Annotated in this window: 16 protein-coding genes; 12 read left to right on the top strand and 4 right to left on the bottom strand. The window is 64.6% G+C overall.

What is annotated here, in order from left to right; translation table 11 throughout:
• Positions 1 to 125 precede the first annotated feature (125 nt).
• From ACT6QU_RS18560 to ACT6QU_RS18545, 4 genes are all read left to right on the top strand, one after another.
• Complete coding sequence (locus ACT6QU_RS18560; protein WP_444564260.1) at positions 126 to 920, top strand: response regulator; 795 nt, start codon at positions 126 to 128, stop codon at positions 918 to 920.
• Positions 921 to 1,121: 201 nt separating this feature from the next.
• Complete coding sequence (locus tag ACT6QU_RS18555; protein WP_024588427.1) at positions 1,122 to 1,289, top strand: DUF1328 domain-containing protein; 168 nt, start codon at positions 1,122 to 1,124, stop codon at positions 1,287 to 1,289.
• A gap of 103 nt (positions 1,290 to 1,392) precedes the next feature.
• Positions 1,393 to 2,340: a sensor histidine kinase gene (locus ACT6QU_RS18550; RefSeq protein ID WP_444564261.1), complete on the top strand. Its 948-nt coding sequence runs from the start codon at positions 1,393 to 1,395 to the stop codon at positions 2,338 to 2,340.
• A gap of 285 nt (positions 2,341 to 2,625) precedes the next feature.
• The gene (locus ACT6QU_RS18545) at positions 2,626 to 2,808 is read left to right on the top strand and encodes a hypothetical protein (RefSeq protein WP_444564262.1); all 183 of its coding nucleotides are present in this window, start codon (positions 2,626 to 2,628) and stop codon (positions 2,806 to 2,808) included.
• A gap of 9 nt (positions 2,809 to 2,817) precedes the next feature.
• Here ACT6QU_RS18545 and ACT6QU_RS18540 read toward each other — a convergent pair whose 3' ends face one another.
• Positions 2,818 to 2,967: a histidine kinase gene (locus tag ACT6QU_RS18540; RefSeq protein WP_444564263.1), complete on the bottom strand. Its 150-nt coding sequence runs from the start codon at positions 2,965 to 2,967 to the stop codon at positions 2,818 to 2,820.
• Positions 2,968 to 3,101: 134 nt separating this feature from the next.
• Here ACT6QU_RS18540 and ACT6QU_RS18535 point away from each other — a divergent pair, with 134 nt between their 5' ends.
• Genes ACT6QU_RS18535 through ACT6QU_RS18525 form a run of 3 tightly spaced genes read left to right on the top strand, consistent with a single transcriptional unit; the run spans position 3,102 to position 6,152 of the window.
• Positions 3,102 to 3,689 (top strand): shikimate kinase, encoded by a 588-nt coding sequence (locus tag ACT6QU_RS18535; RefSeq protein ID WP_444564264.1) that lies wholly within the window; start codon positions 3,102 to 3,104, stop codon positions 3,687 to 3,689.
• A 1-nt stretch (position 3,690) separates the two neighbouring features.
• On the top strand, positions 3,691 to 4,800 hold the full coding sequence (gene aroB / locus ACT6QU_RS18530) for a 3-dehydroquinate synthase (RefSeq protein WP_444564265.1): 1,110 nt from the start codon (positions 3,691 to 3,693) through the stop codon (positions 4,798 to 4,800).
• Positions 4,797 to 6,152 carry an HlyC/CorC family transporter gene (locus tag ACT6QU_RS18525; RefSeq protein ID WP_444564266.1) on the top strand — a complete coding sequence of 452 codons (1,356 nt, stop codon included), beginning with the start codon at positions 4,797 to 4,799 and terminating at the stop codon, positions 6,150 to 6,152. Before aroB ends, ACT6QU_RS18525 begins: the two co-directional genes overlap by 4 nt.
• A 3-nt stretch (positions 6,153 to 6,155) precedes the next feature.
• Here the strand turns inward: ACT6QU_RS18525 and ACT6QU_RS18520 are convergent, their stop codons facing one another.
• Complete coding sequence (locus tag ACT6QU_RS18520; protein ID WP_024588420.1) at positions 6,156 to 6,458, bottom strand: BolA family protein; 303 nt, start codon at positions 6,456 to 6,458, stop codon at positions 6,156 to 6,158.
• A gap of 134 nt (positions 6,459 to 6,592) precedes the next feature.
• Between ACT6QU_RS18520 and ACT6QU_RS18515 the strand changes: the two genes are divergently transcribed.
• The 4 genes from ACT6QU_RS18515 (at position 6,593) to ACT6QU_RS18500 (ending at position 11,172) form a co-directional block, all read left to right on the top strand.
• Positions 6,593 to 7,213: a J domain-containing protein gene (locus ACT6QU_RS18515; protein ID WP_444564267.1), complete on the top strand. Its 621-nt coding sequence runs from the start codon at positions 6,593 to 6,595 to the stop codon at positions 7,211 to 7,213.
• A 75-nt stretch (positions 7,214 to 7,288) separates the two neighbouring features.
• Positions 7,289 to 8,275, top strand: a complete 987-nt coding sequence (gene cobS / locus ACT6QU_RS18510) for a cobaltochelatase subunit CobS (protein WP_024588418.1) — start codon at positions 7,289 to 7,291, stop codon at positions 8,273 to 8,275.
• Positions 8,276 to 8,284: 9 nt separating this feature from the next.
• Positions 8,285 to 10,180 (top strand): cobaltochelatase subunit CobT, encoded by a 1,896-nt coding sequence (gene cobT / locus ACT6QU_RS18505; protein WP_444564268.1) that lies wholly within the window; start codon positions 8,285 to 8,287, stop codon positions 10,178 to 10,180.
• 11 nt (positions 10,181 to 10,191) lie between these two features.
• Positions 10,192 to 11,172: an esterase-like activity of phytase family protein gene (locus tag ACT6QU_RS18500; RefSeq protein WP_444564269.1), complete on the top strand. Its 981-nt coding sequence runs from the start codon at positions 10,192 to 10,194 to the stop codon at positions 11,170 to 11,172.
• Positions 11,173 to 11,317: 145 nt separating this feature from the next.
• Here ACT6QU_RS18500 and ACT6QU_RS18495 read toward each other — a convergent pair whose 3' ends face one another.
• A complete protein-coding gene (locus ACT6QU_RS18495) occupies positions 11,318 to 11,941 on the bottom strand; it encodes a queuosine precursor transporter (RefSeq protein WP_444564270.1) in 624 nt (207 codons plus the stop codon).
• Positions 11,942 to 12,024: 83 nt separating this feature from the next.
• Entirely contained in the window at positions 12,025 to 12,321 is a 297-nt protein-coding gene (gene rpmB / locus ACT6QU_RS18490) for a 50S ribosomal protein L28 (RefSeq protein WP_024588414.1), read from the bottom strand.
• Between the two features lie 249 nt (positions 12,322 to 12,570).
• Here rpmB and ACT6QU_RS18485 point away from each other — a divergent pair, with 249 nt between their 5' ends.
• Complete coding sequence (locus tag ACT6QU_RS18485; RefSeq protein ID WP_444564271.1) at positions 12,571 to 13,323, top strand: DUF3108 domain-containing protein; 753 nt, start codon at positions 12,571 to 12,573, stop codon at positions 13,321 to 13,323.
• The last annotated feature ends 210 nt before the right edge of the window (positions 13,324 to 13,533 follow it).

Genomic DNA, 13,533 nt, shown 5'->3' with positions numbered 1-13,533 from the left:
TCGATATCAAACGTTAAGACCTCGCGATTCGTTCCTTGTTGCGGAACTTTTTTGCTGCGGGTGAGTTTGAAGGGCGCTACTGATCCGCAATTCCTGCCTTTATGTCTTGAGGGAGACGTCCAATCATGAGTTTGTCCGCAAGGATAGCGCCGCACTTGCCATTCTTGCGCCGGTTTGCCCGCGCAGTCTCCGGCTCACAGACCAGTGGCGATGCGCTTGTCGCCGCCACGCTGGAAGCAATAATCGCAGACCCGAGCGTGTTCCCGGCCGCGTCTACCGACCGCATCGCGCTCTATCGCATCTTCACCAAGCTGTTTTCCTCGGTCGCGGTCCGCGTCCCCGACGAGATGCCCGCAAATCCGTGGGAAAGCCGCGCCGTCGCCAACCTGTCCTCGCTGGCGCCCCTCCCGCGTCAGGCGTTCCTGTTGGTCGCCGTCGAAGGCTTCGGCGAACGCGAGGCGGCTGAGGTTCTCGATGTCGAGCAGAAGGAGTTCTCCCGTCTCCTCGGTCAGGCGAGCGACGAGATTTCCCGTCAGGTCGCGACCGACATCCTCATCATCGAGGACGAGCCGCTGATCGCGATGGACATCGAGCAGATGGTCGAGAGCCTCGGCCACCGCGTCGTCGGCACGGCCCGCACCCACAAGGAAGCGACCGCGCTCTTCAAGACCAGCAACGCCAAGATGGTCCTGGCCGACATTCAACTGGCCGACGGCTCGTCGGGCATCGATGCGGTCAACGAGATCCTGGCTTCGGCCAGCGTTCCGGTGATCTTCATCACCGCCTTCCCCGAGCGTCTCCTGACCGGCGAGCGGCCCGAGCCGGCCTTCCTGGTGACCAAGCCGTTCAACCCGGACATGGTCAAGGCGCTCATCAGCCAGGCGCTGTTCTTCGACCGGCAGTCGCAGGCGGCAGCCTGAGGCGAGGCTTCGTGCGGGGCAGGGCTCGATCCTGTCCCGCGCTGGAACAAGCGCGCCCCAAGATGCGTTGAGCATCCGGATGGCGGCGGCAGTTCGGAGCGAGAGATCGGGTCCGTGTCGGATCGGCGATTTCGACGCTCCACAGGTAGTTGGGATCGCCTTCAGCGTGCGCAAGGCCGCGGCGATCCAGGGAGAACGCAGATGCTCTATTGGGCCCTGGTATTTTTAGTCGTCGCATTGATCGCGGGCGCCGTGGGATTCGGCGGAATTGCCGGCGCGTCTGCCGGCATTGCGCAGATCCTGTTTTTCATTTTCATCGTTCTTTTGTGCGTCTCCGTGGTTGCCGGCTTCATGCGCCGCGCCAATTGAGCACGAGTGAGCATTTTTTGGTCCGGCTACAGGCCGGGCCGGCTTTATCGGGGGCAGTTTCAGGGTGAGTTTCGGGACCGCTGACACAATCGACGAGGAACGCGTGCTCGCGACCGCGTTGAAGAATGCCGGTGTGGCGGTCATCGCCCAGGACGCCCATCTCAAGGTCCTTTGGGCCCACAATCTTCCGTCCTCCTGGCATGCCACGTCGATCGTCGGCCAGTCGGACAGTGAATTTCTCGCCGCTTCCGATGCCGAAGCGGCCATCGCGATCAAGCGTCAGGTGCTGGAAAGCGGTCAGTCGGCTCACTACGAATTCCGGCAGGGCGCGGACGACGGTGGACGCTGGTTCTCCGTCTGGCTCGATCCCCGCCGTGAAAAGGGCGGCGGCATCAGTGGCATCGTCTCCACCATCGTGGACGTGACCAGCCAGAAGCACCGCGAGCAGACGCTGCGTACGCTGTTGCGCGAGGTCAGCCATCGCTCGAAGAACCTCCTCGCCATTATCCAGAGCATCGCGACCCAGACCGGCCGCTATTCAGGATCGATCGACGTTTTCCTGACGCGCTTTCGCGGCCGTATCCAGTCGCTGGCCTCGTCGCAGGATCTCGTCACCTCGTCGAACTGGCGCGGGGCGACATTGAGCGAACTTGTCGCCGGACAGGTCAGCCGCTATTGCGAAGACCCCGCTTTTTCGATCCGCCTCAAGGGCGTCGATCCCTATCTCAATCCGAACGCCGCGCTGCATATCGGCCTCGCGCTGCACGAACTCGTCATCAATTCGATGAGCCACGGCGCGCTTTCGCGGCCGAACGGCTATGTCGGCCTCTCCGCCACGCTGGAGGAGGACGAGGAGGGCAAGCGCACCATCCTCCTCAACTGGCATGAAAACACCCGCGTCGCCGAGGGCGCCATGGGTGACAAGCGCTTCGGCAGCGTTGCGCTCGAGCGCGTCGTGCCGGCCTCCGTCGAAGGCGAGGCCTCGCTCGAATTTTCCGACGGCCACCTCGACTATCGCCTGCGCATTCCCGAAGGCAATTTCGAAATCTGACCGCTTCGACCTTGTCGACAGGCGAAAAAAAAGCCGGCCACGAAGGGCCGGCTTTGGAGGGGGCGAAGAAGGCGTTCGGGGGATACGCTCTCCTTCAATCAGTGAAGCGCCGTTCGCGGGGGGGGGCGATTGGAGGGGGGTGGCGTCGGGCCACTTCACTGTGCCTGTTAACTGTTTCGACACGAACGGGTTCCGTAACGTTCATTCTTTTTTGCGATCATTCCTCGGGAACGGAATTTCGGGTGCGCCGTTTGATTTTCAGGCAGCTTGAAATGGGAGGCGGTAATGGTCGCTCACATGATGAATCTGGAACGTGCGGCACGTCTTGCGATGGGCGACCATCAGGGCGACAACTCCGAGCCATTGCCGCCCGGCCCAAATTACGGCCCGTTCGGCTACTTCCGGCTGGCCATGCTCGTTCTGGCCGCATTGATCGCGATCACGCTGCTGTTCAATCTCTTGAGCTGAGCCTTCGCTTCACTGCGGCGGCTGCAACCGTTCCGGCGGTATGCGAACCGTCAACTCGCCGCGATTGGGTTCCACGAACAGCACCAGCGCGTACATTGCTCCGTAGGCGATACCGGCCAGGATCAGGAGCGTCATCAGAAACCGGAAAAGTGTAGGCATCGGTCTCCCGTCAGTCCGCCGCGCTTGCGTGTTTCTTTATGGGACGCCGCGTGTGCGAGTGCAAGCATAAGTCGTGTTCATCCCAGCTTGACGTTGGCGCCGTTCCTGTCGATACCCCTTGCGTGGAGCAGGGTATGGGCGCGACGGATATGGCAGGACTGGTGGAGCGCGTGCGTGCCGGCATCGGCACGAAGACGCTCGTTCTCGTCGGCCTGATGGGCGCCGGCAAGACCTCGGTCGGCCGCAAGCTTGCGCAGACCCTCCAGCTCCCCTTTGCCGACAGCGACCACGAGATCGAAAGCGTCTCGCGCATGACCGTGCCCGAGCTTTTCGAGGCCTATGGCGAGGTCGAATTCCGCGCGCTCGAACAGCGCGTCGTCACCCGTCTCATCGCCGATGGCCCGGCGGTCATCGGAACCGGCGGCGGTGCCTTCATGAATGCGGACACCCGCGCTGCGATCCGCGCCAACGGCATCTCGATCTGGCTCAAGGCCGATCTCGACACGTTGATGGACCGTGTCGCCCGCCGCCAGAACCGGCCGCTCCTGAAGAACTCCGATCCGCGCGCGGTGATGCGCAAGCTGATGGAGGATCGCTATCCCGTCTATGGCGAGGCCGACGTGACCATCGTCAGCCGCGACGCACGTCACGGCACCATCGCGGCCGAGATCATCGAGGCCGTCGACGCCAGGCTGGCGCAAAACATCACCAAGGTGACCTGAGATGACGAGCCGCGTCGATGTCCAGCTAGGCACGCGATCCTATCCGATCCTGATCGGCCCGGGCGTGCTGGAGGAGGCGGGTCCCGCCATCGCCGCGCGCCTGCCGCGTGCCCGCCTCGCAATCGTCACCGATGAAAACGTGGCAGCCAGCCAGTGGCCGCGCCTCGAAGCGTCGCTGAATGCCTCCGGCATCGCCCACGAAATCCTCGTTCTGCCGGCAGGCGAGGCGACCAAGAGCTTCGCGAAGCTCGAACAGGTCGTCGATTTCGTTCTTGCCGGCCGCTTCGAGCGCAATGACTGCGTGCTGGCGCTCGGGGGAGGGGTCATCGGCGATTTGACCGGCTTTGCCGCCGGCATCGTGCGCCGCGGCATGGAATTCGTCCAGGCGCCGACCTCGCTTCTGGCGCAGGTGGATTCGTCCGTCGGCGGCAAGACCGGCATCAACACGAAGCGCGGCAAGAACCTCGTCGGCGTCTTCCAGCAGCCCGCGCTCGTCATCGCCGACACCGCCGCGCTCGACACGCTCTCGCCGCGCGAATTTCGCGCCGGCTATGCCGAGATGGCCAAATACGGCCTCATCGACCAGCCCGATTTCTTCGCCTGGCTGGAGCAGAACTGGCGCGAGGTGTTCGCCGGCGGCCAGCCCCGCGTCGAGGCCATCCGCCGCTCCTGCCAGTCGAAGGCAGATGTCGTCGCCCGCGACGAGCGCGAGACGGGCGACCGGGCGCTTCTCAATCTCGGCCACACCTTTGCACACGCGCTGGAAGGCGCCACCTTCTATGACGGCGCGCGTCTCGTCCACGGCGAGGCGGTGGCGATCGGCATGGTGCTCGCGCACCGCTTCTCCGCCCGCCTCGGCCTTCTCGACCCCGCCGACGCCGATCGCGTCGAGCGCCATTTGGGCGAGGTCGGCCTGCCGACCAGAATGGCCGACGTTCCCGGCGGGCTTCCTGGCGCCGAGGCGCTTTTGACCTATATTGCGCAGGACAAGAAGGTCTCGCGCGGCGCGCTGACCTTCATCCTCACCCGCGGCATCGGTCGGTCCTTCATCGCCAGGGACGTATCGCCAGCCGACGTGCTCGCCTTCCTGACGGAGAATCTGCCGGCATGATCCTGACGATCGCCATCATCATCTTTCTGATCATGCTGTCCTTCCTGTTTTCGGGCACCGAAACGAGCGTGACCGCCGTCTCCCGCGCGCGCCTTCACACGCTCGAGCAGAATGGCGATGCCCGCGCCGGCGTGATCTCGCGGCTGATCGAGCGCAAGGACCGCATGGTCGGCGCGCTGCTGATCGGCAACAACCTCGTCAACATCCTCGCCTCTTCGCTCGCCACCAGCGTTCTGTTGACGGTGTTCGGCTCGGCCGGTGTCGTCTATGCCACCGTCGGAATGACGGTCCTGCTCGTCATATTCGCCGAAATCCTGCCGAAATCCTGGGCGCTGTCGAAGCCGGAGCAGTTTGCCCTGACGGTGTCGCGTTTCGCGCAGTTCGTGGTGCTGATCTTCGGCCATCTTTCGGTGGGGGTGAATTTCATCGTCCGCGCCCTGCTCGGCCTGTTCGGCATCCATCTCGGCCGCGACGATAATCTCCTGTCCGCGCATGAGGAAATCCGCGGCACCGTCGAGGTGCTGCAGCGCGAGGGCGGGCTCGAAAAGCATGATCGCGACCGCGTCGGCGGCCTTCTCGACCTGCACGAACTCGAAGTCTCCGACATCATGGTCCACCGCACCTCGATGCGCTCGGTCAATGCCGACGAGGCGCCGGAGGCGGTGGTTCGCGAAATCCTGCAGAGCCCCTATACGCGCCTGCCGCTCTGGCGCGGCTCGACCGACAATATCGTCGGCGTCATCCACGCCAAGGATCTGTTGCGCGCGCTCAACGAGGTCGGCAACGATTTCTCGCGGATCGAAATCCTCAAGGTTGCCTCGAAGCCGTGGTTCGTGCCGGACACGACGACGCTTCAGGACCAGCTCACTGCCTTCCTCCGCCGCAAGGCGCATTTCGCGATCGTCGTCGACGAATATGGCGAGGTCGAAGGGCTTGTCACCCTGGAAGACATCATCGAGGAAATCGTCGGCGAGATCGCCGACGAGCACGATGTCGAGATGCAGGGCGTCAAGCAGGAGGCCGACGGCTCCGTCGTCGTCGAGGGGTTCGTGCCGATCCGCGACCTGAACCGCGCGCTCGACTGGAGCCTGCCGGACGAGGAGGCCACTACCATCGCCGGTCTCGTCATCCACGAAGCGCAGATGATTCCCGAGGAAAAGCAGGCCTTCACCTTCCACGGCATGCGATTCGTCGTCCTGAAGCGCGAGAAGAACCGGATCACCCGGCTGCGCATCCGCCCGCTCGGCGACGTTGCCGCAACCCCGATCGCGCCGCCGCCGCTGCAACTTCCCCCGCCTGCGCGCGAGCCGGAGCCGGCGGCAGTCGATCCGGTACGTCCGCCGGCCGAATAAGCCTCACCAGCGCGTCGCCTCTCCGGGCGCGGCCGGTTCGATGGCGAGCGCATGGACGCCCGCTGCCAGTTCGCCCGCCAGTGCGTCGTTGACGGCACGGTGACGTGCGATCCGGCTCATGCCGGCAAATTCCGGCGCGACGATCCGGACGCGAAAATGCGTCTCGCCCGAGCCGTCGAACGTCTCATGTTCGCCAGAATGCTGGTGATGGTGGCCGGCATGGAGATGGCTTTCGTCGATGACCGCGAGCCGGTCGGGACGAAACCGCTCCGTGAGCTTGTCTTCGATGGCTGTCTTCATCGTCATATCCGTCTCCTTCATGCGGCCCGATGCCGCTGATTGCCAAATCACCGGCAGGACGTTCATTGTCGGCCGAATGTCAATTCTTGTTTCGCGCGCCGAAGCACCCATAATTCCCGGTTCGACGGTAACGAGTTTCCATGAACGCCTATTCGAAATATTTCGAGAAGATCAAGGTCCGCCGCTCGCCAGAGGCAGAGCGGGCGACGAGCGCGCCCGTTTGCCAGTGGGATGGCTGCAACGAACCGGGCACCCACCGGGCGCCTGTCGGCCGCATGGCGGAGGGCGAATATTTCAAATTCTGCTTCGACCACGTGCGCGAGTACAACAAGGGTTTCAATTATTTCTCCGGTCTCGCCGAAGGCGACATCGCGCGCTTCCAGAAGGAGGCGCTGACCGGCCACCGCCCGACCTGGAAGATGGGCGTCAACAAGGGCGCGCAGGCCTCGCCCGACTTTTCCCAGAAGCGCTCGGGCCGCGCCGGGCCCAATGGCCGCATGCGCGATCCCTACGGCATGTTCAAGGACGGCATCGACCCGTCCGACCGCCCGCGCACCCGCAAGCTGAAGTCGCTTGAGGCCAAGGCCATGGAAACCTTGGGCCTGGACCCCTCGGCGACTGGCACGATGATCAAGCAGCGCTATAAGGAACTTGTGAAGCGGCATCACCCCGATGCCAATGGTGGCGACCGCGCGTCCGAAGACCGGTTTCGCGATGTCATCCAGGCATACCGGATGCTCAAACAAGCCGGTTTGTGTTGATCGCGCCGTCTGGTAAACGATGGCCAGCAACGAGATTTGACGAGCGGCGGCCCGGCTGCCGTGTGTGGAGACATGATGAACAAGGTTGACCGCGACATCGCAAACCTGCCCGACACGACTGTGCCGGTCGCCGAGACGTTCGGCTTCGAATCCGAGATGGTTGTGCCGGCCTATTCGGTGGCGGACAGCCATGTGCCGGACATCGATCCCGACTATCTGTTCGACAAGCAGACGACGCTCGCCATCCTCGCCGGCTTCACCTACAACCGCCGCGTCATGGTCTCGGGCTATCACGGCACCGGCAAGTCGACCCATATCGAGCAGGTCGCCGCCCGTCTCAACTGGCCGTGCGTGCGCATCAATCTCGACAGCCACGTCTCCCGTATCGATCTCGTCGGCAAGGACGCGATCGTCGTGCGCGAGGGCATGCAGGTCACCGAGTTCAAGGATGGCATTCTGCCCTGGGCCTACCAGCACAATGTCGCGCTGGTCTTCGACGAATACGATGCCGGCCGCCCGGACGTGATGTTCGTCATCCAGCGCGTGCTGGAATCCTCCGGCCGCCTGACGCTGCTCGACCAGAGCCGCGTCATCCGCCCGCACCCCGCCTTCCGCATCTTCGCGACCGCTAACACGGTCGGCCTCGGCGACACGACGGGCCTCTATCACGGCACGCAGCAGATCAACCAGGCGCAGATGGACCGCTGGTCCATCGTCACGACGCTGAACTACTTGCCGCATGACGACGAGGTGAACATCGTTCTTGCCAAGGCGAAGCACTTCCGCAACGACAAGGGCCGCGACACCGTGGGCAAGATGGTCCGCGTTGCCGACATGACCCGCTCGGCCTTCATCAATGGCGACCTGTCCACCGTGATGAGCCCGCGCACGGTCATCATGTGGGCCGAAAATGCCGAGATATTCAAGGATGTCGGCTTCGCCTTCCGCCTGACCTTCCTCAACAAGTGCGACGAACTGGAGCGCTCCGTCGTTGCCGAGTTCTACCAGCGCGCTTTCGGCCAGGAATTGCCCGAATCCGCCGCCAACGTCGTACTGGCGTAACGGAAAAAGATGGCCGGACCGGGCGACAATTCGAGGGCGAAGAACGGCAAGGGCGCCGACACCGACGCCTTCAAGCGTGCGCTGTCGCTGTGCGTGCGCGCCATCTCCGGCGATGCCGAGATGGAAGTTACCTTCGCGAAGGAAAAGCCGGCGCTGACCGGCAACCGCGCCCGCCTGCCGGACTTGCCGCGCAAGCCGAGCCTGAGCGACATCGCGGTCACGCGCGGCATCGGCGATTCCATGGCGCTGCGCCGCGCCTGTCACGACAATGCCGTCCACTCGAAGCTCGCGCCGCAGGGCAAGCAGGCCCGCGCCATCTTCGACGCGGTCGAGCAGGCCCGCGTCGAGGCGATCGGCTCGCGCGCCATGACCGGCGTCGGCGACAATATCGGCTCGATGCTGGAGGACAAATACTCCAAGGCCAATCTCGCCGCCGTCACCCAGCAGTCCGAGGCGCCGCTCGAAGAGGCTGTCGCGCTGATGGTGCGCGAGCGCCTGACCGGCCGCGCGGCGCCGAAGAGCGGCGAGCGCGTCGTCTCGCTCTGGCGTGACTGGATCGAGGACAAGGCCGGCGACACGCTCGACGGCCTGACGACCAATGTCGACGACCAGCAGGCCTTCGCGCGCGTCATGCGAGACATGCTCGCCTCGATGGACATGGCCGAGGACCTTGCCGAGGACGAGCAGTCCGACGACACCGAGGACAATGACGACGACCAGCCCGAGGGCGAGGATTCGGCCGACGATGGCGGCGAGGACGATTCGGGCTCCGACCAGTCCCAGGCCGACGATTCGCAGGAGACGAGCGACGACCAGGAGGCCGGCGAAACCGAGGCGACCGACGCCTCCGCCGATGACATGGCCGACGACGACGAGCTCGACGCCGAAACGCCGGGCGAGACGCGCCGCACCAATGACCCCTTCGCCAATCTGCCGAAGGAGATCGACTACAAGGTCTTCACGCGCGAGTTCGATGAGACGGTCAGCGCCGCCGAACTGTGCGACGAAGAGGAGTTGGAGCGCCTGCGTGCCTTCCTCGACAAGCAGCTTGCCAATTTGCAGGGCGTCGTCGGGCGTCTCGCGAACCGTCTCCAGCGCCGCCTGATGGCGCAGCAGAACCGCTCGTGGGAGTTCGACCTCGAGGAAGGCTCGCTCGATCCGGCGCGCCTTGTGCGCGTCGTCATCGACCCGATGCAGCCGCTCTCCTTCAAGCGCGAGCGCGACACCAATTTCCGCGACACGGTCGTCACATTGGTGCTCGACAATTCCGGCTCCATGCGTGGCCGCCCGATCACCGTCGCCGCCACCTGCGCCGACATCCTCGCCCGCACGCTGGAACGCTGCGGCGTCTCGGTCGAGATCCTCGGCTTCACCACGCGGGCGTGGAAGGGCGGGCAGGCGCGCGAGAAGTGGTTGAAGGGCGGCAAGCCCGCCAATCCCGGCCGCCTGAACGATCTGCGCCACATCATCTACAAGTCCGCCGACGAGCCGTGGCGCCGCGCCCGCCGCAATCTCGGCCTGATGATGCGCGAGGGCCTGCTCAAGGAAAACATCGACGGCGAGGCGCTGCTATGGGCGCACCAGCGCCTGATCGCGCGGCCCGAGCAGCGCAAGATCCTGATGATGATCTCGGACGGCGCGCCGGTCGACGATTCGACGCTGTCGGTCAATCCGGGCAACTATCTGGAGCGCCATCTGCGCGCCGCGATCGACCTGATCGAGACCCGCTCGCCGGTCGAGCTTCTGGCCATCGGCATCGGCCACGACGTCACCCGCTACTACCGCCGCGCCGTCACCATCGTCGACGCCGAGGAACTGGCCGGCGCGATGACCGAGCAACTGGCCGGCCTGTTCGAGGAAGAAAACGCCCGCTCGTCGCGCGGGTTCAAGCGTCGGGCGGGTTGATCGCGCGCCTGTTGACGGCATCGCTTGCGCTTCTGGCGCTTGCCGGCCCGATTTTTGCCGCCGAACGCTTTCCGGTGGCCCTCGAATTCCGTCCCATCGAAAAATTCCGCGTCGCCGGCGCCGAAGGCGACTATGGCCGCCTGACCTTCGTCGGCGGGTTCTCGATGACCGGCGACCGGCGAGAGTTCGGCCAGTTGTCCGGCTTCCGGTTTCTCTCGCCCGGCGGGGATTTCCTTGGTGTCGCCGACCACGGCTTCTGGTTTTCCGGCACGGTCCGGCGCGACGAGGATGGCGTCCCGGTCGGCCTCGGCGACTTTTCGATGCAACAGATGGTGGATGAGGCAGGCCGCCCCATCGACGACAAGGAGCGCGTCGACGCCGAGGGCATCTCGATCCATGACGGCATCGCGACGGTCTCCTTCGAGCGACGCGCCCGCGTTTCCGAATATGCGATCGATGGCGCCGGCATGTCCGGCCCGATTCGCGACCTGGATTTCCTGATTCCGCGTGGCGAGCTGCGCTACAATGCCGGCCTCGAAACCGTCGCAAGGTCAAGTGCCGACGGCCCGCTGGCCGGTGCCCGCATCGTCGTCGCCGAAAAGTCGATCGACCGCCAGGGCAACATCTTCGCCGCTGTTCTGGAAGGGCCGCAAAAGGGCGTCTTCAAGATCCGCCGCACCGACGAGTTCGACGTCACCGACGGCGTCTTCCTGCCGGACGGCGACCTGCTGCTGCTGGAACGCCGCTTCTCCTACGCGCGCGGCGTCGCCATGCGCTTGCGCCAGATTGCGGCGCGCGACATCCGCCCCGGCGCGCTCGTCGACGGCGACATCCTGCTCGACGCCAACATGGCCTACCACGTCGACAACATGGAAGCCCTCGACGTCTTTCGCCGCAACGACGGCCGCCTGATCGTCGCCCTCATGTCGGACGACAACCAGTCCTGGATTCAGCGCAATCTCTATCTGGAGTTTGAACTGGCGGAGGATTGAGGTCCACCCCTCATCCGTCCGAGCTTCGCTCGGCCACCTTCTCCCACAAGGGGAGAAGGGAAGGCGCGCTCTTCCTTCTCCCCTTGTGGGAGAAGGTGCCCCGAAGGGGCGGATGAGGGGTACTGAAGCGCGCCGACGTGACCCGTTACCGCACCGCCGGCGCCGGCCGCAGCACCGACAGCAGCGCGCCATAGGGCCCGAGCATGGCGATCCCGATGCCGATCTTCACCACGAGGTCGCCAAGCGCCAGCGACAGCCACAGCGGCACTTCCGCGCCCAGGAACGGCACCGCAAATCCGAGTGAGCCGTCCTCCAGCCCGAACCCCGTATCGAGCACCGCGAACCGCGCGGCGAAGGCGAGCGAGAAGAACAGGGCCGTGTCGACCAGCGAGCCGATGATCGTCGAGATCAGCGGCGCCTGCCACCAGGCGTTCCGGCGCAGGCGGTCGAAGATCGCGACGTCGAGCAGTTGCGCGACGAGGAAGGCCGAGCCCGAGGCGATTGCGATTCGCGGCGTCGCGAGCCACACCGACAGCACGATCGCGATGGCGAAGCCGACGAGCACGACCTTGCGCGCGGCGGCCGGACCGAAGCGGCGATTGGTCAGGTCCGTGACGAGAAACGCGATCGGATAGGTGAACGCGCCCCAGGTCAGAAGGTCCTGAAGGCCGAAATGCGGAAAGGGGAACTGGACGAGGATATTGGAGGCGACGACGATGGCCGACATCGCGGCCACGAAGGGCCAAACGGTAACGTTCTGGGTCTGCATTTTTTTAACCTGGGTTATGGAACCAGTCGGCGGACGCCTTCGATGAAGGAACGCCCGCCGTCGATACGCTCAGCTCGGAAAAATCAGGCGGTCGCCTGTTCCTGCGTCTTCTTGGCGATCTGCTTCTTGAGCAGGCGCGCGCGCTGCGAAAGATCGCTGACCCCGGCCTTCAGAAGGAAGGCGTCGAGGCCGCCGCGGTGCTCGACCGAGCGCAGCGCGTTGGCCGAAATGCGCAGGCGCACATTCTGGTTCAGCGCTTCCGACATCAGCGTCACATTGACGAGATTCGGCAGGAAGCGACGACGGGTCTTGTTGTTGGCGTGGCTGACATTGTTGCCGGTCATCACGGCCTTGCCGGTCAATTCACATGCGCGGGACATAGTCTCAAACCTTCAGTTTCTCAAAACCGGCCAACGACCCGAACCCGCACCAGATGGTCGGCGCGCGGGGTCATGTCGGGCGGCCTCATGGAAAAGTTGCCGTTCCTTAGTTGCATTTCCCGTTCCGGTCAAGCGTGCGGGGCGCGGCTGAAGGCAACATATATTCGCCGAATTCGCACGTTCAAAGAGGAATCGACGAACAGGCAGTCGGGAAGGGGCGGTCTGCCGCAGATTTCATGGAGAATTCGCATGGTCCGCACCATGTCCGCCGCCCTATTGTCCCTTCTTGCCATTGCCGGCTCCGCCAATGCCGCGCAGACCTTCCAGACGGATTATTCGATCACGCTGATGGGCATCCCCGTCGGCAAGGCGTCCTTCACCAGCGTCATCGGCAACGAAACCTTTCGCATCGAAGGATCGCTCGCCAGCGCCGGCATGGCGCGCCTGTTCGACAGCACCCAGGGCACCACTTCAGTCTCGGGCGTCTTGTCGCAGACCGGCACCACGCCGCGCAGCTACGACCTTAACTATCGCTCCGACAAGAAGACGCAGCGCACGGCGATCCGGTTTTCAAACGGCAATGTGACGACGACCGAAAACGTGCCGCCGTCGCGCCCCCGCAGGGGCGATTGGGTCCATCTCGAGGATGGACACCTGACCTCCGTGGTCGACCCCATCTCCTCGACCCTCGTGCGCGCCGACAGCCCGGCCGAGGTCTGCAACCGCACGATCCGCATCTATGACGGCGAGATGCGCGCCAATCTGCGCCTGTCGCCCGCAGGCTCGCCGCAAAACGGTCAGGTCACCTGCACGGCCAGGTTCGAGCCGGTCGCCGGCTACCGTCCCAGCCGCTCCGCCTTGAAATATCTGCGCGACCGCGCCCGCATCACCATCGCCTTCGCCCCGCTCGCCGACACCGGCTTCTACGCCCCCGTCAACGCCTCCATCGGCACCCAGGTCGGCACGGTGCGCATCGTCGCGCAGACCATGCGAACGCAGTAGCTCGCGCAGACCCCCACTCCGTCGCGCTTCGCTCGCCACCTCTCCCCCCTCGAAGGGGGAGAGGAAACCCAAGCTGGAAGAGCACCGTCGTAGCGGCAGCCGTTCCTCTCCCCCTTTGAGGGGACTGTTCAATTCGGACTCTGAAGTCGCTTTCTGGCGAGGAAGATGTCGAGGGTGATTTCGAGCATGTTCTGGGACTTGGAAGCGCGC

It is taken from the genome of Aliihoeflea sp. (genome assembly GCF_052435475.1).
GTDB lineage: Bacteria > Pseudomonadota > Alphaproteobacteria > Rhizobiales > Rhizobiaceae > Aliihoeflea.
Note: the sequence above shows the minus strand (reverse complement) of the source record. Positions and strands in the feature narration are given on the sequence as shown.

What these genes read in the sequence shown, in the direction of transcription:
- ACT6QU_RS18560 (WP_444564260.1), top strand. Translation starts at nt 126, where the DNA reads ATGAGTTTGTCCGCAAGGATAGCGCCGCACTTGCCATTCTTGCGCCGG.
- ACT6QU_RS18555 (WP_024588427.1), top strand. Translation starts at nt 1,122, where the DNA reads ATGCTCTATTGGGCCCTGGTATTTTTAGTCGTCGCATTGATCGCGGGC.
- ACT6QU_RS18545 (WP_444564262.1), top strand. Translation starts at nt 2,626, where the DNA reads ATGGTCGCTCACATGATGAATCTGGAACGTGCGGCACGTCTTGCGATG.
- ACT6QU_RS18540 (WP_444564263.1), bottom strand. Translation starts at nt 2,967, where the DNA reads ATGCCTACACTTTTCCGGTTTCTGATGACGCTCCTGATCCTGGCCGGT.
- ACT6QU_RS18535 (WP_444564264.1), top strand. Translation starts at nt 3,102, where the DNA reads ATGGGCGCGACGGATATGGCAGGACTGGTGGAGCGCGTGCGTGCCGGC.
- aroB (WP_444564265.1), top strand. Translation starts at nt 3,691, where the DNA reads ATGACGAGCCGCGTCGATGTCCAGCTAGGCACGCGATCCTATCCGATC.
- ACT6QU_RS18525 (WP_444564266.1), top strand. Translation starts at nt 4,797, where the DNA reads ATGATCCTGACGATCGCCATCATCATCTTTCTGATCATGCTGTCCTTC.
- ACT6QU_RS18520 (WP_024588420.1), bottom strand. Translation starts at nt 6,458, where the DNA reads ATGACGATGAAGACAGCCATCGAAGACAAGCTCACGGAGCGGTTTCGT.
- ACT6QU_RS18515 (WP_444564267.1), top strand. Translation starts at nt 6,593, where the DNA reads ATGAACGCCTATTCGAAATATTTCGAGAAGATCAAGGTCCGCCGCTCG.
- cobS (WP_024588418.1), top strand. Translation starts at nt 7,289, where the DNA reads ATGAACAAGGTTGACCGCGACATCGCAAACCTGCCCGACACGACTGTG.
- cobT (WP_444564268.1), top strand. Translation starts at nt 8,285, where the DNA reads ATGGCCGGACCGGGCGACAATTCGAGGGCGAAGAACGGCAAGGGCGCC.
- ACT6QU_RS18495 (WP_444564270.1), bottom strand. Translation starts at nt 11,941, where the DNA reads ATGCAGACCCAGAACGTTACCGTTTGGCCCTTCGTGGCCGCGATGTCG.
- rpmB (WP_024588414.1), bottom strand. Translation starts at nt 12,321, where the DNA reads ATGTCCCGCGCATGTGAATTGACCGGCAAGGCCGTGATGACCGGCAAC.
- ACT6QU_RS18485 (WP_444564271.1), top strand. Translation starts at nt 12,571, where the DNA reads ATGGTCCGCACCATGTCCGCCGCCCTATTGTCCCTTCTTGCCATTGCC.